We start from the raw sequence: 18,193 nt of genomic DNA, 5'->3' as shown, positions 1-18,193 counted from the left end.
GGGCTAGCCCTGCGGGGTCTGCGCGGCGGCGTCCGACTGCTTGCCGAAGCGGCCCGCGTCCACGAACGGCCCGGGGTTGGCCTGCGAGCGCTGCGGGTTGAGCGTGCCGTAGCGCGGGTTGACCACCGGCTTGATCGCGTTGAACTCCTGGGCCAGCCGCTGCTGCCCGCTCTCGCCGCCGAACTGCTGCTGCAGCTTGGCCAGCCCCACCATCGCCCGCCCGTAGTCGCGCGCGTCGGACGGCACCACGCCCTGCGACAGCAGGTTGATCTCGGCCGACTGGAACTGGCCGGGATCCTTGATCGCCGCGTCGACCTCGGTCTCGCTGACCTGCACGTTGTAGCGGGTCAGCAGCTGCTCGGTGACGGCCACGTTGAGCAGGCGCTGGAGCACGACATGGCTGACCGGGACCCCGCCGAGGTCCGCCTCGCTGAGGTTGTTGCGCTGGAGCGCCGCCTTGTACGCCTGCGCGTCCGCGTTGACCTCGCTCACCGTGATGCGGTCGTCGCCGACCACGGCCGCGGCCCCGACAGGGGAGGGGGAAGAGCAGGCGGTCAGGGCCAGGCCCGCCGCGGCGGCGGCAACCGCCACTCGTATCGACTTCACATGCGTCCCTTTCCGACCGAAAAACCGCCGCTAGCTTACCCGTGCGGGCTCAAGGAACAGTGCCTCGACCAGGTCTCCGCACCATTTGAGCAGGTCGAGGTCGCGCAGAGGCTGCCCGCCGAGCGGTTTGGTCTTCGGGATCGGCACCAGCAAAGTCTCCGCGGCCTGCTTGTAGACCGCCTTCTTGTAGAGCCGGTCGAGCCGGACCTGCTGCGACTCGCGCAGCCGCGCCGGGCCGAACTTGATGTTCTGGCCCTGCAGCGTGACGTCGGTGAGCCCCGCCCTGCGCGCCCTGATCCGGAACGCGGCCACCTCCAGGAGGTTGTCCACCTCCACCGGCGGCTTGCCGTAGCGGTCGGTCAGCTCCTCGCGCACCTCGGCGATGTGGCTCTCCTCGGCGATGCCGGCGATCCGTTTGTACGCCTCCAGCCGCAGCCGCTCGGAGGTGACGTAGTCGTGCGGGATGTGGGCGTTGATCGGCAGCTCGACCTTGACGTCCGGCGTCTCCTGGGGCGCCTCGCCGCCGTCGAGCTTGGCCTTCTGCTCCTGCACGGCCTCGGCCATCAGGCGGACGTAGAGGTCGAAGCCGACGCCGGCGATGAAACCGGACTGCTCGGCCCCCAGCACGTTGCCCGCGCCACGAATTTCGAGGTCCTTCATCGCGACGTACATGCCGGCGCCCATCTCCGTGTGCTGCGAGATGGTGGCCAGGCGCTCGTGCGCGGTCTCGGTGAGCGGCTTCTCCGGCGGATAGAGGAAGTAGGCGTAGCCGCGCTCGCGGCCCCGCCCGACCCGGCCGCGGAGCTGGTGGAGCTGAGACAGGCCGTAGTTGTCCGCCCGGTCGACGATGAGGGTGTTGGCGTTGGGCACGTCGAGTCCGGACTCGACGATCGTGGTGGAGACGAGCACGTCGTACTCGCGTTCCCAGAAGCCGACCATGATCTTTTCGAGCTGGTTCTCGTTCATCTGGCCGTGGGCGACCGCGATGCGCGCCTCGGGCACCAGCTCGCGCAGCCGCGTCGCGACCCGGTTGATCGAGGCGACCCGGTTGTGGACGAAGAACACCTGGCCGTCGCGCATCAGCTCGCGCCGCACCGCCGCGGCGATCTGCTTCTCCTCGTACGGCCCCACGAACGTGAGGATCGGGTGCCGCTCCTCCGGCGGCGTGAGGATGGTCGACATCTCGCGGATGCCGGTCAGGCCCATCTCCAGCGTGCGCGGGATCGGCGTCGCCGACATGGCGAGCACGTCCACCTGCGTGCGCAGATGCTTCATGGCCTCCTTGTGCTCGACGCCGAAACGCTGCTCCTCGTCGATGATGATCAGGCCCAGGTCCTTGAAGCGCACCTCGGGGCTGAGCAGCCGGTGGGTGCCGATCACGACGTCGACCGCGCCCGTACGCAGGCTGTCGAGGGTGGCCTTGACCTCGCCGTCGGTCTGGAAGCGGGAGATCGGCTTGACCGTGACGGGGAAGCTGGAGAACCGCTCGGCGAAGGTGGACATGTGCTGCTGCACCAGCAGCGTGGTCGGCACCAGCACCGCGACCTGCTTGCCGTCCTGGACCGCCTTGAACGCCGCCCGCACCGCGATCTCGGTCTTGCCGTAGCCGACGTCGCCGCAGATCAGCCGGTCCATCGGGACGCCGCGCTCCATGTCGCGTTTGACCTCGTCGATGGCGGCGAGCTGGTCACCGGTCTCGGCGTAGGGGAAGGCGTCCTCCATCTCGCGCTGCCAGGGCGTGTCGCCGCCGAAGGCGTGGCCGGGCGAGGCCATGCGGGCGGAGTAGAGCCTGATCAGCTCGCCGGCGATCTCCTTGACCGCCTTCTTCGCCCGCGACTTGGCCTTGGCCCAGTCGGCGCCGCCCATGCGGTTGAGCGTGGGCGCCTCGCCGCCGACGTAGCGGGTGACCTCGTCGAGCTGGTCGGTGGGGACGTAGAGGCGGTCGCCCTTGGCGTACTCGATGACGAGGTATTCGCGGGTCGCGCCCTGCACCGTGCGCTGCACCATCTCGACGTAGCGGCCGACGCCGTGCTGCTCGTGCACGACGTGGTCGCCGAGCTTGAGCTGCAGCGGGTCGACCATGTTGCGGCGGCGCGAGGGCAGCCGGCGCATGTCCTTGGTGGACGCCTTCTGGCCCACGAGGTCGAGATGGGTGAGCACGGCCAGCGACGGCGTGACGAAGCCGTGCTCGATCAGGCCGGTGCTGACGTGCACGACCTTGGGCTCGGGCGCCTTGTCGAGGTAGGGGCGCAGCCTGGCGGGCACGTCGACGCCCTTGAGCAGCTCGACCATGCGCTCGGCCGGGCCGTGGCCCTCGCTGAGCAGCACGACCGCCTTCTCCTCCGCCAGCCAGCCCTTGATGTCGGCCAGCGCCTTGGCGGTGTCGCCGCGGTAGGCCTCGCTGTCGTGGGCGTCCAGCTCGACGCCGTTGCCGAACGGCGCCATCGTCCACCACGGCTGCCCGAGCACGTCGGCGTGCTGACGGATCTCCTCCAGCGTGCGGAACGCGGCCGCGTCGAGGTCGATGGGCGCCTCGCCGCCGGCCGCGGCGTTGATCCAGGACGCCTCCAGGAACTCCTGCGAGGTGCGTACGAGCTCCTCGGCCCGCCCCCTGATCCGCTCGGGGTCGCAGACGAACACCGCGGAACGCACCGGCAGGTGGTCGAGCAGCAGGTCCATCTCCCCCGCCAGGGCCGGCGCGAACGCCTCCATGCCCTCCACCGGGCTGCCCTCGGCGAGCTGGTCGAGCACCTCGGCCAGCGCGGGGTGCTCCTCGGCCAGCTCGCGGGCGCGGCGGCGTACGTCGTCGGTCAGCAGCAGCTCGCGGCACGGCGGCGCGAACAGGCCGTCCTCGGCCGCCTCCAGCGAGCGCTGGTCGGCCACCTTGAACCAGCGGATCTCCTCGACGGTGTCGCCCCAGAACTCCAGCCGCAGCGGATGCTCCTCGGTGGGCGGGAAGACGTCGAGCAGGCCGCCGCGCACGGCCACCTCGCCGCGCCGCTCCACCATGTCGACCCGGTGGTAGCCGTTGCCGACGAGCTGGGCCACGACCTCGTCGAGGTCGGCGTCGTCGCCGGCGCGCAGCCGGATCGGCTCCAGGTCGCCGAGCCCCTTGACGATGGGCTGCAGCAGCGCGCGGACCGGGGTGACGATCACGCTGAGCGGCCCGGCGGCGGTGTCGCCCTTGACCGGGTGGGCGAGCCGGCGCAGCACGGCCAGCCGCTGCCCCACGGTGTCGCTGCGCGGCGACAGGCGCTCGTGCGGCAGGGTCTCCCAGGCGGGGAAGACCGCCACGGAGCCGGGCTCGACGAGGCTGGTCAGCGCCGCGGCGAGGTCCTCGGCCTCGCGGCCGGTCGCCGTGACCGCGAGCACGGTGCGCTGGTCGTGCGCGGCCAGCGCGGCCACGCCGAACGGCCGGAGCGCGGACGGCGCGATCAGCGCGACGTCGCCGCCCTCCTCCAGGGCGGCGGTCAGCCTCGGGTCGGCGCGAACAAGGTCAAGCAGTCCGGAAAGACTCATCAGATACGCCCACAGCCCCACGACGGCATCACGATCACCCCCGGCCATGCCAGGTCCCGGGGGTGTGCTTCCCAGACTACTCGCCGCCAGACCTCTCCACTCGCCGCCGGACCTCAGCCGACGCGGTAACCGGCCACGGAGGGCCAGCGCACGGTGAGCACGGTGGACAGCTCCTCGGCCCGCCAGGAGTGGTCGACGCCCCTCCCCCACACCACGTAGTCGCCCGGCTCGGACAGCAGGACGCTGCGGCCGGGCAGCTCCACCCGGAAGCGCCCGCTGACGAGCACGAGCAGCGCGGTGCGCACCTCGCCGCGCACCCAATCCGCCCGGACCTCGCCCGGCCGGTGGACGCCCCACTTGATCTCGACCTCGTCGCTGTGCCGCGGATCGCCGGGCGGCCTGAAGTGGCCGAGCAGCCAGCCGTCGTCGGCCGCGCCGTCCGCGACCGCGTTGCCGACGTAGATTTGGTCGCTCATGGGGCAGGACGCTAGCAGCGATATGCGTTACCAATACCGACCGCATGACTACTGTAGGTCACATGTCTGAGGTGCGATCGGTCGCCCAGCGGGGCGATCTCTTCGATCAGCGGGTCCGCGAGCACTGGACCGGCCAGCTCGGCAGACGGCTCGACGTGCTGGTCGCAGGGTGCGCCCACGACGAGCCGCTGGCGCCCGAGCGGGTCGAGACCAGGTGCACGGGGGTCGACGAGGATCATCCGGCGATCCGCAAGGTGCTGGAGGAGCGGGCCGACCTGGTGGCCTGGTCGCTCGGCGACCTGCGCGGCGTGCCGCTGCCGCCCAGGTCCTACGACCTGATCCAGCTCTCGTTCCTGCTGGAGCGGGTCAGGCACGCCGAGCTGGTGCTCGACCGGCTGCTGCAGGCGCTGCGGCCGGGCGGGCTGGTGCTGCTGCGCATGCGTGACCGCGGGTCGGCGTACGGGCTGCTGGACCGCCTCACGCCGGGCTGGCTGCGCCGGGCGCTGTGGCGGGCGGTGATGCGGCCGGGCACGCCGGGGCCGTTGCCGGCCGTGTACGAGCCGCTGACCTCCGCCGACGGCATGCACGCGTTCTGCCTGAGCCGCGGACTCATGATCACCGACGAGGAGCGGCGGACGAGCGGCCCGGCCCGGTCGGGCCGGCTGGGCCGGGCCGCGATCGCCGCGGTCTCCCGGCTGACCAGCGGCCGCTACCCCGCCGGGCACGACGAGATCACCATGGTCATCAGGAAGCCCCAGCACCACTTCGCCAGGGTGCTCTAGCGGCCTGCTTGAATGAGTCGGTACACTCCTTTCCTACCAAGTCAGTCGGATTAGTTGGGATGTAGGAACCGTGGAGTGGACCCCCGAGCCGCACGAGCTGGCCGACCTCGAGCTGCTGCTCTCCGGCGCGTTCGCGCCGCTGACGGGGTTCCTGGGCCACGACGACCTGCACGCGGTGCACGAGCGCGGCACGCTCGCCGACGGCACCCCGTGGCCCGCGCCGGTCACCCTCCACCTGCCCGCCGAGGTCTCCCCCGGCGACGAGGTGACCCTGCTGGACCCCGAGGGCCTGCCGCTCGCGACCCTGACGGTGACCGCGCGGGAGGCCGACGGGCTGGTCTCGGGCCCGGTCAAGGGCCTCGGGGCGCCGGAGCACGGGCCCTTCGCCCGCCTGCGGCGCACCCCGGCCCAGGTCAGGGAGGAGCTCGGCGGGCGCGCGGCGCTCGCCGTCACCATGCGCGGGCCGCTCGACGACCTCTCCGAGATCGTCGCCACCGCCAAGGAGCTGGACGCGCTGATCATGCTGCTCCCCCTCGCGTACGGCGAGGGCGGCCCGGCCGTCGTCCGCGCCGCCCTGCGCGCCAAGGAGCAGCTTCCCCCCGGCACGCTCGTGGTCTCCGTGCCGCTGGCCCCGCGCGCCGAGCCGGAGATCGACCTGGAGCTGCGCGAGCGCGTCGCGGCGGCGTACGGCGCCGTCGAGCACTTCGCCGGCCCCGACCCGGTCACCATCCCGGGGCCGCCGCACCGGCGCGGCCTCGTCGTCTTCTTCACCGGCCTGTCGGGCTCCGGCAAGTCCACCATCGCCCGCGGCCTCCGCGACGAGCTGCTGGAGCTGGGCGGCCGCGCGCTCACCTACCTCGACGGCGACGTGGTGCGCCACCTGCTGTCGAAGGGCCTGACCTTCTCCAAGGCCGACCGCGACCTCAACATCCGCCGCATCGGCTTCGTGGCCGCCGAGGTCGCCAGGCACGGCGGCCTGGCCATCTGCGCGCCCATCGCCCCCTACGCCGCCACGCGCGCCGAGGTGCGGGCGATGGTCGAGGCGGTCGGCGCGGACTTCCTGCTGGTGCACGTGGCCACGCCGCTGGAGGAGTGCGAGCGGCGCGACCGCAAGGGCCTGTACGCCAAGGCCCGCGCCGGGCTCATCCCCGAGTTCACCGGCATCTCCGATCCCTACGAGGAGCCGGACGACGCCGAGCTGGTCATCGACACCACACATCTGTCGATCGAGGCGGCGGTCTCCCGTGTGCTGGAGACGCTGCGGTCCGGAGGCTGGGTACGTTGATCGATCTCGCCCTCGTCGGCGGTTCCTTTCTCGTCGCCATCGTGGTCGGGCTGACCGGCATGGGCGGCGGGGCCCTCATGACGCCGATGATGATGTTGTTCTTCAACGTGCCGCCGCTCGCCGCGGTCTCCAGCGACCTCGTGGCCTCGGCCGTGATGAAGCCGGTCGGCGGCTTCGTACACCTGCGCCGGGGCACGGTCAACCTGCGTCTGGTGGGCTGGCTGTGCGCGGGGTCGGTGCCGGCGGCGTTCTGCGGGGTGTTCCTGGCCCGTGCGTTCGCCGTCAGCGACGCGGTGACGTACGCGCTGGGCGTCGCGCTGCTGCTGGCCGTGGCGGGCATGGCGGTCAAGACGCTGCTCGGCGGGCGGGGCGGCACGGCGAGCGCCCACGACATCGTCGTGCGCCCGATCCCTACCCTACTGGTCGGTATGGTAGGCGGTCTGGTCGTCGGGATCTCCTCCGTCGGCTCCGGATCGCTGATCATCGTGGCGCTGCTCGCGCTCTATCCGGCGCTCAAGGCCAACCAGCTCGTCGGCACCGACCTGGTGCAGGCCGTGCCGCTGGTCGCCGCCGCCGCGCTCGGCCACCTGCTGTTCGGCGACTTCCAGCTGCACCTCACGCTCTCGCTGCTCATCGGCTCGCTCCCCGGCGTCTACCTCGGCGCCAGGATCTCCTCGCGCGCACCGGGCGGCCTGATCCGCGCGCTGCTGGCCATCGTGCTGCTGGCCTCGGCGCTCAAGCTGCTGGACGCAAGCAACATCGTCACCGTCCTGGCCCTGGCCGCCGCCACCGCGGTCATCGTCGTCGGGTGGCGGCTGCGGCGGCGCAGGGCGGCCGCACCGGCCGAGCCGGACGCGGCCATGAGCCCGGCCGCCCGCTAGGGACGCGGCACCGGCGTCGAACGGAAGTAGGGGTCGCGCGCGAGCCGGGTGAAGGCCCGCCCGGCCCCCGGGTCGGAGTCGAAGGTGGTGTCACCGCGCGGCGCCTGCGGCGAGTCGAAGTACAGCAGCGCCTTGATCTGCGGGTAACGCTTGATCTCCCGCCCCACCGACTCGAAGAACCGCCGCTTGAACGAGGGGTCGCGCGGCCGTCCGAACACCCCCCACTCGGCCACCATCACCGGCTTGCCGGGGAAGCGGAGCTGCATCCACCGGTAGAACCCCGGCCACTGGGCGAACTCCTCCTCCTCGCGGGTCTTGTTGACCAGCCTGTCGAAGTCCTTCACCCGGTCGTCGGCGTAAGGGTCCATGGCGACCCAGTCGACCACGTCGTCACCGGGGTAGAGCTGCTCGAACCACGGCTGGGCCGCCCAGTTGGGCGCCCCCATGTACGTCATCACGAAGACCGCGTTCCTGACACCCCTCTCGCGCAGCCGCAGCACGACGTGCCGGTACATCGCCGCGTAGTCGGCGGCCCGCATGCCCGAACCCGGCGCCTCGTCCACGTCGTTCTCCGGCTCGTGGTGCAGCGTGAGGAAGAACCGCTCGGGGAAGGCGCTCCGCAGGTGGGCGGCCAGCCGGTCGATGCGGCGGTCTATCTCGCCGCGGGCGACCTCGGCCCAGGTGTGGTCGAGCGCCGGCTTCCAGTTGACCATGAGCAGCCGCGGCCTGGCCGGATCGCGGGCCAGCCCGATCTCGGCCCGGGTCGGGAACAGCTCGCCGCCCCGGTGGTAGACGTGCACCACGTCGGCGGGCGCCCCCATGCGGGTCTCGGCCCCCCGCAGTGCCTGCTCGACCGGCACGCCGGTGAAGATCTCGGGCGCCAGCCCCCACCAGGCGCCGCAGGACGGGATGAGCCGGGCGGTGGCCGTACAGGACGGCGCTCCGGTCACCTGTCTGGCGGGGCCGGCCGCATCGCCGGCCTCCGCCGCGGACGCCGCTGTTGAGCCGGCGGGTGCGGCCGACCCGGCCGTGCCCGCCGTGCCCGCCGCGCCCGCCGTGCCGGTCGCGCCGGAGCAGGAGCTGAGCGTCACGATCGCGGCGAACGCCGTGACCGTTCTGGAAGTAATTCCCCGTAGTTGCAAAATTGTCCACCCTCCTGGTCGAAGGACCCCCGTCCTGTCACACCTGAACCTTGCCATGTCATTCCACGAACTTCAGCCGGAGTGGCGAGTATCCGCAGGTCGTCCTGGGTAAAGCAACGCCCGAATTTTCATGGAATATCGCTTTATGGAGGCCCTTCTTTGCCGCCGTAACGGAAAAATCTCTGCGGATTCAGGCCCGGTGCTGATCGTCCGCCCTATAGTGGGCGCACGCCTCGGCCCGTGACGCTGCGTCGCCGGGCGGCGACGACGCGCACACCCCTCCAGGAGGCCGCTCCCATGACCCAGCCGCCGGACGTCCATGCCCGCCGCTCCGGCAGCGACCTGGAGGACCACCTCGCGCTGCTGCGCCGGCAGTGGCTGGTCCTCGTGGGCTGCGTCGTGGTCGGCGGCACCGTCGGGCTCGGGCTCATGCGGCTCACCCCGTCCGCCTACACCGCCGTCACCCAGGTGCAGGTCATGCCCATCGGCGCCCAGGAGCCCGGCAACCAGGTCACCGCCCGCCAGCGCGAGTCGCTCAACCTCGACACCGAGGCCCAGGTCGCCGCGTCGGCCGTGGTCGCCGGCCGGGCCGCCAAGGCGCTCGGCCTCACCACCGCGGAGCCCGCGGAGGTCACCGTGCCGCCCAACTCCTCGGTCCTCGCCATCGCGGTCACCACCGCCGACCCCCGGACCGCCGCCGTCCGGTCCACCGCGTACGCCGACGCCTACCTCGCCCACCGCCGCGACAGCGCACTCACCGCGCTGGCCGAGCAGCAGCAGGCGGTGCTGGGCAAGCTCAGGCAGGTCAACGCCGGGCTCGACGCGACCATCCGCCGGCTCGCCCTGCTCGTCAGGGGCACGCCCGACCACACCATCGCGCTCCAACGGCAGAGCGTGCTCAACAGGCAGGCCGCGAGCCTCGCGCTCAAGTACGACGCCCTCCGCACGGTCGCGGTCACCCCCGGCGCGGTCATCAGCCCCGCCGTGCCGCCGTCCGAGCCCAGCTCCCCCAGCCTGCCTCTCTACCTCGGCACCGGCCTGATGGCGGGGCTGCTGACCGGCGCCGCCGCCGCCCTGATCCGCGACCGGCTCGACACCCGGCTGCGCCAGGCCGCCGACATCGAGCGGCTGACCGGCCTGCCGGTGCTGGCCGACCTGTCCTGCGTCACCGAGCCCGGCGGGCTGCTCGAGCTGTCCTACGCCGTCGAGCCCGGCGTGCTGCACGAGCTGGCCTGCGCCGTCGTCGCCGCCTGCCCGGGCAAGCGGCTGCTGGTCTGCACCCTGCCGGCCGACCTCAGCTCCTCCTCGCCGATCGAGCCGCTCGCCGTCAGCGCCCCGCTCACCGTGCTCGACGGCACCGACGTACGCGACCTCGCGCGGGCCGACGCCGCCCTGCTGCTCGTCGGCCTCGGCCACGTCACCGCCCCCGAGGTCACCGCCGCCGCCCGCCGGCTCGGCCGGCACGACGTCCCGATCATCGGCGTGGTCGCCGTCACCGACGTGGTGCCCACGTTCGTGCCGCTGCTGGAGCCGCGCCCGCACACGCCGCTCGGCAAGCTGGTGGCCACCGGCGAGTTCCCCACCACGACCTCCGCCGAGCTGGGCATCAGCACGTCCGCCGAGACGACCCCCCTGCCGCACATGCCGCCGCTGCGCAGGTCCCGGCCGGGACCGCCGTGAGCCGCGCCGCCTGGCCGATCGCGGCGCTGCTGGTCGGCTACCCGCTCTGGTGGGCGCTCGGGTTCGGCGGCCTGTCGGTGATCGTCCTGGCCTGGCCCATGGCGGTGCTGCTCTGGCGGCGCAGGCCGATCCTGGTGCCGCCCGGGTTCTGGCTGTGGATGCTGCTGCTGGCCGGCTACCTCGTGAGCGCGCTGATGCTGGCCGAGTCGCCGCCCGGCACCTACGGCGAGCTCGGCCCCGGCCGGCTCATCGGCTGGACGATGCGGCTCGCGCTCTACGTCAGCGTCCTGATCATGGTGCTCTACCTCGGCAACCTGACCGAGCGGGAGCTGCCGCAGCTCCGGCTGGTACGCATGCTGGGGGTGCTGTTCGCCACGACCGTGGCCGGCGGGCTGCTCGGCGTGCTGGTGCCGGGCTTCGCGTTCACCTCGCCCGTGGAGCTGCTGCTGCCCGACTGGCTGAGCGGCAACGCCTTCGTCCAGAACCTCATCCACCCGACCGCCGCGCAGACCCAGAAGGTGCTCGGCTACGCCATGCCGCGCCCCGAGGCGCCCTTCGAGTGGGCCAACGCCTGGGGCAGCAACGTGTCGGTGCTGCTGGTCTGGGCGGTGGTCGGCTGGTGGGTGCACGGGAGCCGGCGGCAGCGCGTCCTGCTCGCCGTACTGGCCGCCCTGGCCGCGGTCCCCGTCGTCTACTCGCTCAACCGGGGCCTGTGGATCGGGCTCGGCCTGGCCGTCGTCTACCTGATCGTCCGGGTGGGCGGGCGCACCAGGCTCGCGCTGTGCGCAGCGACGGCCGCGGCGGCGCTGGCGTTCGCGCTCAGCCCGCTGGCCCCGCTGGTCGCGCAGCGGCTCGACCGGCCGCACTCCAACGACATCAGGGCCTTCACCGTCACCGCCACGCTCGCCGCCGCCGCCCACTCGCCGGTGATCGGCTACGGCAACACCCGCAACGCCACGGGCAACGGCCGCACCGTCACCACCGGCCGCACCGGATGGTGCCCGGGCTGCGGCCATCCGCCGCTCGGCAGCGACGGCCAGCTCTGGCTGCTGCTGATGACGCAGGGGCTCACCGGCGCCGCGCTCTACGTGGCGTTCTTCGTGAGCGCGATCCGCCGCCACTGGGCCGACCGCAGCCCCGTCGGGCTGGGCGGGGTGCTGGTGATGGGCCTCGTACTGCTCTACATGTTCGTCTACGACGGCCTGGTCACCCCGCTCATCCTCTACCTCATCTCCTTCGCCCTCCTGTGGCGCAACACCCGCCGAGGTCCCGCATGAACGACGCCGCCGTCCGTCTCGGCTACCTGGCCGACACCGTCCGGCTGCTCTATCCAGGGCCGGGGTCACCGCGGGCCTACACCGTGCTGCCGCACGCCGCCGTGCCCCGCCGGCTGGCGCCGCGACGGTGGTGGCACGTCGGGTCGCCGGTCATGGTGCCCGGCGAGGGGTCGATCGCGGCCCACCTGGGCGAGGTCTTCGGGCGGCCGGTCGAGACCGTCCTGCACGTCCGGCCGGCCCGGCGGGCCAACCGCAAGCCGGTGCTGGAGGTGCGCTCGGGCGGGCGGCTGCTGGCGTACGTGAAGGTGGGCGACACCGCGCGTACCCGCGCGCTGGTCGCCGCCGAGGCGGCGGCCCTGCGCCGGGTCGCCGGGCTCGGCCTGCGCACGGTGGTCGCGCCCGAGGTGCTGCACCTCGGCGACTGGCGCGGCCTCGCGGTGCTGGCGGTGTCGCCGCTGCCCGTACGCCGCCGTCGCCGCGCGCCCCGCCCGCTGCTGCTGGCCGCCATCGCGGAGATCGCCGCAACGGGCCACGCCGCGGGTCATGCCACCGGGGCCGCCTGGCACGGGGACTTCGTGCCCTGGAACGTCTGCCCCGCCCCCGGCGGCCGGCTGCTCGTCTGGGACTGGGAGCGTTACGCGACCGGCGTCCCCTACGGCTTCGACGCCCTCCATCACTTCTTCCACCGCGCCCTGCGCCGGCTGCCGCCTCCCGACGCCGCGCGCGCCTGCGTGGCGCGGGCGGCGCGCGAGCTCGCCCCGCTCGGCGTGCCGGCCGCCACGGCCCGGCAGAGCGCCCTGCGTTACCTCATCGCCCTGGCCGACCGGTACGCCGCCGACGGCCACGAACCGCTCGGCCCGCCGCACGCCTGGCTCAACCCGGCAGTCGACCACGAGGAGTCGCTCCTATGAGGGCCGTGAAGCGGTCGGTCCTGTCGTTGTCACGGGCGGCGGGCCGGTTGACCGCCGGGGCCCGGCTGCTGCCGGGGTTCCTGATCACGGGTGGTCAGCGGTGCGGCACGACGTCGCTCTACCGGGCGCTGGCGAAGCACCCGCTGCTGCTCAAGCCGGTGCTGCACAAGGGCGTGCACTACTTCGACGTGGCCTACTGGCGCGGGCTGCCCTGGTACCAGGCGCACTTCCCGCTGCGGGCGGGGGCGGCGCTGCTCACCCACCGGTACGGCGGCCGGGCGCTGGCCTTCGAGTCGTCCCCCTACTACCTGTTCCACCCGCTGGCCGGGGAGCGGATCGCCGCCGACCTGCCCGGGGTCAAGCTCGTCGTGCTCGTCCGCGACCCGGTCGAGCGGGCCCGCTCGGCCCACGCGCACGAGCTGGCCAGGGGGTTCGAGACGGAGCCGCGGTTCGAGCGGGCCGTCGAGCTGGAGACGACCCGGCTCGACGGGGCCGAGGAGCTGCTGCGCGCCTCGCCGCACGCCCGGCACCACTCCCACCGCCACCACGCCTACCTCGCCCGGGGCCGGTACGCCGACCAGCTCGACCGGCTGGAGCCGCTGTTCGGCCAGGACCGCATCCTCGTGCTGGACAGCCACCTGTTCTTCCAGCAGCCCGAGCACGTCTACGACCGGGTGCTGGAGTTCCTGGGGGCGCCGCACCTGGGATATCCGGAGTTCGAACGCCACAACGGGCGTCCCCGGCCGCACCCGCTGCCCGACGGGCTGGGGCGGGCGCTGCGCGACCACTTCGAGCCGTACGACGCCCGGCTGGTGCGCTGGCTGGGCGCGGAGCCGTCGTGGCGGCGGTGACCCCGGCCCGCCTGGTCGCGGGGCTGCGACGGCGGGGCGGCGTGGCGCGGGGCGGGGCGGCGGGGCTGGCGGCGGCCGGGGTGTCGGCGGCGGCGCAGTTCGCGCTGGTCGTGGTGGTGACGCGGGCGGTGAGCGCGGCCGAGGCCGGGGCGTTCTTCGCGGCCACCGCCGTGGTGCTCATGGCGGCCGGCGTCGCCAAGCTGGACGCGGGGAACGGGCTGGTGTTCTTCATCGCGCGCGCGAAGGCGGCCGGTCATCACGGCATGTCCGGATATATCAGGGCGGCGATCGGTCCGTGCGCGGTGGCGGCCGCCGTGGCCACCGCGCTGCTGTGGCCACGGGTGGGGCCGGTCGCGGCGATCGTGCCGGTCGTCGTGCTCGGCGACGTGCTGCTGGCCGCCACCCGCGGCTTCGGCTCGCTGCGGCCCACCGTGCTGCTGGACGGCATGGCGCTGCCCGCCGCGCAGCTCGTGCTGGTCGCCGCCGTGGCCCTCGCCGGGCGGCCGGAGTGGCTGCCGCTCGCGTGGGGGCTCCCGTACGTGCCGGTGCTGGTCCTCGCGGCCGTCGCGGTGCGGAGGCGGACGCCGCGCGGCCCCGGCCTGCCGGGGACGGGTCGTGAGCTGTGGCGCTACACCGCTCCCCGGTCGTTCGCCGGCGCGATCCAGGCCGTCTTCCAGCGGCTGGACGTCGTGGTCGTCGCGCTGCTCGCCGGGCCCGCGCAGGCCGCCGTCTACACCGCCGCCACCCGGTTCAAGGTCGTGGGCCAGCTCGCGAACCAGGGGCTGACCCAGGCCGTGCAGGCCCGGCTGGTGAGCGCGCTGGCGCGGGGCGAGCTGGCGCGGGCCAGGGAGCTCTACCAGACGGCGACCGTCTGGCTGGTGCTGCTGACCTGGCCGGTGTGGCTGGCGTACGCGGTGCTGGCCCCGTGGCTGCTGGCGGTGTTCGGGCCCGCGTACGGCACGGCGGCGCCGGTCGCGCTGGTGCTCGCGGGCACGATGATGGTGGCCACGGCCTGCGGGATGGTGGACGTCATGCTCACCGCCGCCGGGCACACCGGCATGAGCCTGCTCAACCTGCTGGCGGCCGTCGCCTGCACGCTGGTCCTGGACCTGGCGCTGGTGCCCGCCCACGGGGCGCTCGGCGCGGTGGCCGGGTGGTCGGGCGGGGTGCTGGTGAAGAACCTGCTGCCGCTGTGGCAGCTCCACCGGCGTTACGGGCTGCGCCCGTTCGGCCGGCACACGCCGGCGGCGCTGCGCCTCCACACCTGGGCCGCCATATGAGCGCCGCGCCCGTGCTGGTCACCGGACTGCCCAGGAGCGGCACGAGCTGGGCGGGCAAGATGCTGGCGGCCGGCGGCGGGCTGGTCTACGTCAACGAGCCGCTCAACCCCCAGCACCCGCCCGGCCGCTGCCCCGGCGTGCTGGCCGCCGAGGTCACCCATCGGTTCCAGTACATCTGCGACGACAACGACGAGGTGTGGCGGCCCGCCTTCCGCGACACGGTCGCGCTGCGCTACCGCTGGTGGGCCGAGCTGCGGGCGAACCGCCGCCCGTACGATCTGGCCCGCCTGCTCCGCTACGGCACCGCCTTCGCCCACGGCCGGCTGACCGGACGCCGGGCGCTGCTGGACGACCCGTTCGCGGTGCTGAGCGCGGGCTGGTTCGCCCGGCGGCTGGGCTGCCGGGTGATCGCGCTGGTGCGCGAGCCGGTGTCGTTCGTGGCGAGCTGGCAGCGGCTCGGCTGGCACGCCGACCTCCGCGACCTGCTCGACCAGCCGCTGCTCGTCCGCGACCACCCCGAGCTCGCCGCCCTCGACCCCTCGATCGACCGCCTCGCCGCGATCGCCGCCCTCTGGCGGGTCACCCGGACGATCCTGGCCGGCACGCCCGGGATCCTCGTCGTCCCTTACGAGTCCCTGGCCGCCGACCCCCTCACGGGCTTCCGGGAGCTGTACGACCACGCCGGCCTGCCCTGGACGCCGGCCGCCGCCCGCCGTATCCACCGCGCCTGCACCGGTCCGTCGCCGGCGGGCGGCGCGTTCCGCTGGTCCGGCCTGTCGCGTACGGCCTACCGCCGCATGGACTCCCGCCAGGCGCTCGCCACCGCCACCCGTGGACTCAGCCAGGAGGACGCCGCCCGCGTCCGCGCCCTCACCGCCTGACCAGGCGCGCGGCCAGGCCGCGGCCGAGCAGGCGGGCCGCGAACGGCAGGTCGTCGACGAGGTAGCGGCGGGCCAGCCGGCCCGGCTCGGTGGCGAGGCGGAACGCCCACTCCAGGCCCGCCCGCCGCATCCACCACGGCGCCCTCGGCACCATGCCGGCCGCGAACGCGAGCGCCGCCCCGCATCCCAGGAACCACGCCCCCGGCAGGTCGCGCCGCAGCTCGGCGATGAGGAGGTCCTGCCGGGGGAAGCCGAGGCCGACGAAGACCAGCCTGGGGCGGGCCGTGGCGACCCTGCGCCGCACGGCGGCCCGCTCCTCGTGGCAGGAGTCGAAGCCGTGCGCGGGCGCGTGCGCCCCGCAGATCCGCAGCCCGGGGAACGCTCTGACGAGCTCGCGGGCGGCCCGCTCGGGAGCGCCGTGGGGGCCGCCCAGCAGGTAGACCGGCCATCCGTGGCGGGCGGCCCGCGCGCTGAGCGAGCGCAGCAGGTCGGCGCCCGTGACCCGCTCCGGCAGTGGCGTGCCCAGCAGCCGCGCCGTCCAGACCAGCGGCATCCCGTCGGCCACCACGAGGTCGGCCGAGGCCACGAGCCGCCCGAGCGCGGGATCGGCGGCGGCCAGGCGGCAGATGTCCACGTTGGGGGTGACGATCCGGCCGCCCCGCCCTGCGGCCAGCCCGGCCGCCACCTGCTCGACGACGTCGTCCTCGCGCACCGGGTCCAGCCCCAGCCCGCCGACCCGGACGCGCTCGGCGGTCACGAGCAGGGTCATATGCCGTGTCCCCGGTCGTGCAGCCGGGACAGCACCGCCGGCGCGGAGACCAGCCCGGCCGCCACCGCGAGCGCGATCGGCGCGCGCGGCTCGGCGGGACGGGAGGCGAGGGCGCGGGCGGCCCAGCGCAGGGCCGCGCGCCGGTGGCCCAGCGCCGCGTGCCCGAAGGCGAGCTGCCCGTAGACCCGGGCCGCGCCGCGCGGGTCCACGGCCAGTTCGGGGTGCCGGGCGAGCATCCAGTCGAGGCCGGCGATGCGGTCCGCCCAGCGGGCGGAGTAGTGGGAGGAGCCCCAGCGGACCCGGACGAGCGGCCGGTCGACGTAGGCGATCGGGTGGCGCTTGGCGGCGCGCAGGGCGAGGTCCCAGTCTTCGTTCTGGCCGCCGGGCGCGCTCTCGTCGGGCCGCGGGGCGCCGCGCTCGAACAGGAACGTCGAGGAGTGGACCATGACCATGCGGGAGCGTACGAGGTCGGCGGCGCCCACGGTGGACGTGCCCGCGAGGCGCGGCACCCGGTGGCCGCCGTGCTCGACCTCGATGCCGCAGCTCGCGAACTCGCCCCCGCCGCGGCGCAGCGCGCGGAGCTGGGCGGCGAGCTTGCCCGGCAGCCACAGGTCGTCGTCGTCGCAGAAGGCGGCCAGGTCGGCGTCGAGGGCGTCGAGGCCGGTGTTGCGGGCTCCGGGCAGGCCGGGCGTGCGCGTGTTGGGCAGCACCAGCACCCGCCGCCGCGCGCCGTCGCCCAGCCCGGCGAGCCCTGCGGCGACCTCGGCCACGGGGCCGCCGCCGTCCACCACGACGACCACCGTCAGCGTGCCCCAGTGCGCCTGCCCGAGCACGCTCTCGACGGCCTGGCGCAGCAGGACGGGCCGGTCGCCGCGGGTCGGCACGACCACGCCGACGGACCTCACGCGGCCCCCCGGTAGCCGTAGCGCGTCCGGAGCGGCCAGGTGAGCAGGCTGACCACGCGCCGGTCGCCCGCGGCCATCGCGGTCGCCCACGAGTCGTCGCGCCGCAGCTCGACGCGGCCGACCTGGAAGCGCATGGGGTTGCCTGAGACGGTGTGGGACGGCCCGAGCCAGGCGCTGCGCCCGTCGATGAACGACGGCTCGGCGGCCGGCTCCCCGAGGCCCAGCTCGTGCCCGAGCGCGCCGAGCGCGGGCCCGGGTGCGGCCAGCAGGTCCTCGTAGCGGACGGTGGTGACCGGGACGCCGCGCCGCGCGAGCAGCTCCAGCGCGGCGTTCTGGGCCGTCCAGTGCAGGGCGGTGCGTACGGGCCCCCACCGGGTCATCGGCAGGCCGTCCTCGGGCCGCTCTACCGTGCGGCCCCAGGAGTGGGCGACGGCGCGCGGATCGCGTACCACCTGGACGATCCGGACGTCGACGCCGCCGCTCGCCAGGCAGCAGGCCAGGGAGGCGTGCTTGCTGGAGTCGACGACCACACGGGCTCCGGTGGCGGCGTAGAGGCTGCGGTAGACCTGGACGTAGTCGCCGAGGTCGGGGTGGGCGATGCGCGGGACCCGGCGCGTACGATCGACCCGCCGGCGCAGCGTGAGCACCCGCTCCGCCAGCCGGGCCGACCATCCTCCGAAGGCGCGCTCCCCCACCTGCCGCCAGAAGGGACAGGCCGGGAAGGGCGCCCCGCACCCGCAGGGCTGGCCCGCGAGCACTCCCCTTTCCCACAGATGCACGACCTCGCCGAGGGCGATCACGCCGGGCAGCTCACCGAGGAGCCGTTCGAGCAGCGTGGTGCCGCTGCGTCCCAGACCACCGAGGTAGATCACCTGGGTGGCGTGCTCGTGATCGGTCAACGGAGTGGCCTCGCATCAGAACATCGCGCTCAGCGTGGACTCTGAGCGC

Annotated in this window: 16 protein-coding genes; 9 read left to right on the top strand and 7 right to left on the bottom strand. The window is 74.1% G+C overall.

The window, feature by feature from the left end:
- Window positions 1–3: 3 nt before the first annotated feature.
- The 3 genes from SMD20_RS35810 to SMD20_RS35800 all read right to left on the bottom strand — a co-directional run bounded on the left by SMD20_RS35810 (window position 4) and on the right by SMD20_RS35800 (window position 4,601).
- Window positions 4–606: a SurA N-terminal domain-containing protein gene (locus SMD20_RS35810; protein ID WP_329589788.1), complete on the bottom strand. Its 603-nt coding sequence runs from the start codon at window positions 604–606 to the stop codon at window positions 4–6.
- 30 nt (window positions 607–636) lie between these two features.
- The gene (gene mfd, locus SMD20_RS35805) at window positions 637–4,125 is read right to left on the bottom strand and encodes a transcription-repair coupling factor (protein WP_329589786.1); all 3,489 of its coding nucleotides are present in this window, start codon (window positions 4,123–4,125) and stop codon (window positions 637–639) included.
- A 113-nt stretch (window positions 4,126–4,238) separates the two neighbouring features.
- On the bottom strand, window positions 4,239–4,601 hold the full coding sequence (locus SMD20_RS35800; RefSeq protein WP_329589784.1) for a signal peptidase I: 363 nt from the start codon (window positions 4,599–4,601) through the stop codon (window positions 4,239–4,241).
- A 62-nt stretch (window positions 4,602–4,663) separates the two neighbouring features.
- Between SMD20_RS35800 and SMD20_RS35795 the strand changes: the two genes are divergently transcribed.
- The 3 genes from SMD20_RS35795 to SMD20_RS35785 all read left to right on the top strand — a co-directional run bounded on the left by SMD20_RS35795 (window position 4,664) and on the right by SMD20_RS35785 (window position 7,549).
- Window positions 4,664–5,383 (top strand): class I SAM-dependent methyltransferase, encoded by a 720-nt coding sequence (locus tag SMD20_RS35795; protein WP_329589783.1) that lies wholly within the window; start codon window positions 4,664–4,666, stop codon window positions 5,381–5,383.
- 70 nt (window positions 5,384–5,453) lie between these two features.
- Window positions 5,454–6,668: an adenylyl-sulfate kinase gene (cysC, locus tag SMD20_RS35790; protein ID WP_329589781.1), complete on the top strand. Its 1,215-nt coding sequence runs from the start codon at window positions 5,454–5,456 to the stop codon at window positions 6,666–6,668.
- Window positions 6,665–7,549, top strand: coding sequence for a sulfite exporter TauE/SafE family protein (locus tag SMD20_RS35785; protein ID WP_329589779.1), 885 nt, complete (start codon window positions 6,665–6,667; stop codon window positions 7,547–7,549). Before cysC ends, SMD20_RS35785 begins: the two co-directional genes overlap by 4 nt.
- Here SMD20_RS35785 and SMD20_RS35780 read toward each other — a convergent pair.
- Entirely contained in the window at window positions 7,546–8,640 is a 1,095-nt protein-coding gene (locus SMD20_RS35780; protein ID WP_329589777.1) for a glycoside hydrolase family 26 protein, read from the bottom strand. The genes SMD20_RS35785 and SMD20_RS35780 overlap by 4 nt on opposite strands.
- 348 nt (window positions 8,641–8,988) lie before the next feature.
- Between SMD20_RS35780 and SMD20_RS35775 the strand changes: the two genes are divergently transcribed.
- From SMD20_RS35775 to SMD20_RS35750, 6 genes are read left to right on the top strand one after another with little or no spacing between them, the layout of a single operon-like run.
- Window positions 8,989–10,371: a hypothetical protein gene (locus SMD20_RS35775; protein WP_329589775.1), complete on the top strand. Its 1,383-nt coding sequence runs from the start codon at window positions 8,989–8,991 to the stop codon at window positions 10,369–10,371.
- Window positions 10,368–11,648, top strand: a complete 1,281-nt coding sequence (locus SMD20_RS35770; protein ID WP_329589773.1) for a hypothetical protein — start codon at window positions 10,368–10,370, stop codon at window positions 11,646–11,648. Before SMD20_RS35775 ends, SMD20_RS35770 begins: the two co-directional genes overlap by 4 nt.
- Entirely contained in the window at window positions 11,645–12,559 is a 915-nt protein-coding gene (locus SMD20_RS35765; protein ID WP_329589771.1) for a hypothetical protein, read from the top strand. Before SMD20_RS35770 ends, SMD20_RS35765 begins: the two co-directional genes overlap by 4 nt.
- Window positions 12,556–13,410, top strand: coding sequence for a sulfotransferase domain-containing protein (locus SMD20_RS35760; protein ID WP_329589769.1), 855 nt, complete (start codon window positions 12,556–12,558; stop codon window positions 13,408–13,410). Before SMD20_RS35765 ends, SMD20_RS35760 begins: the two co-directional genes overlap by 4 nt.
- The gene (locus tag SMD20_RS35755) at window positions 13,398–14,690 is read left to right on the top strand and encodes a lipopolysaccharide biosynthesis protein (protein ID WP_329589767.1); all 1,293 of its coding nucleotides are present in this window, start codon (window positions 13,398–13,400) and stop codon (window positions 14,688–14,690) included. The genes SMD20_RS35760 and SMD20_RS35755 overlap by 13 nt, the downstream gene beginning before the upstream one ends.
- Window positions 14,687–15,571: a sulfotransferase gene (locus SMD20_RS35750; RefSeq protein WP_329589765.1), complete on the top strand. Its 885-nt coding sequence runs from the start codon at window positions 14,687–14,689 to the stop codon at window positions 15,569–15,571. The genes SMD20_RS35755 and SMD20_RS35750 overlap by 4 nt, the downstream gene beginning before the upstream one ends.
- Here SMD20_RS35750 and SMD20_RS35745 read toward each other — a convergent pair.
- The 3 genes from SMD20_RS35745 to SMD20_RS35735 are packed head-to-tail and all read right to left on the bottom strand — an operon-like array spanning window position 15,561 to window position 18,144.
- On the bottom strand, window positions 15,561–16,340 hold the full coding sequence (locus tag SMD20_RS35745) for a WecB/TagA/CpsF family glycosyltransferase (protein WP_329589763.1): 780 nt from the start codon (window positions 16,338–16,340) through the stop codon (window positions 15,561–15,563). The two genes, SMD20_RS35750 and SMD20_RS35745, sit on opposite strands and share 11 nt — an antisense overlap.
- The gene (locus SMD20_RS35740; protein ID WP_329589761.1) at window positions 16,337–17,245 is read right to left on the bottom strand and encodes a glycosyltransferase family 2 protein; all 909 of its coding nucleotides are present in this window, start codon (window positions 17,243–17,245) and stop codon (window positions 16,337–16,339) included. Before SMD20_RS35740 ends, SMD20_RS35745 begins: the two co-directional genes overlap by 4 nt.
- Window positions 17,242–18,144: a sulfotransferase gene (locus SMD20_RS35735; RefSeq protein ID WP_329589759.1), complete on the bottom strand. Its 903-nt coding sequence runs from the start codon at window positions 18,142–18,144 to the stop codon at window positions 17,242–17,244. The genes SMD20_RS35740 and SMD20_RS35735 overlap by 4 nt, the downstream gene beginning before the upstream one ends.
- Between the last annotated feature and the right edge of the window lie 49 nt (window positions 18,145–18,193).

It is taken from the genome of Nonomuraea sp. LP-02 (assembly GCF_036289125.1).
GTDB lineage: Bacteria > Actinomycetota > Actinomycetes > Streptosporangiales > Streptosporangiaceae > Nonomuraea > Nonomuraea bangladeshensis.
The sequence above is the reverse complement of the archived record's forward strand: the minus strand, read 5'-3'. Positions and strand labels throughout refer to the sequence as shown.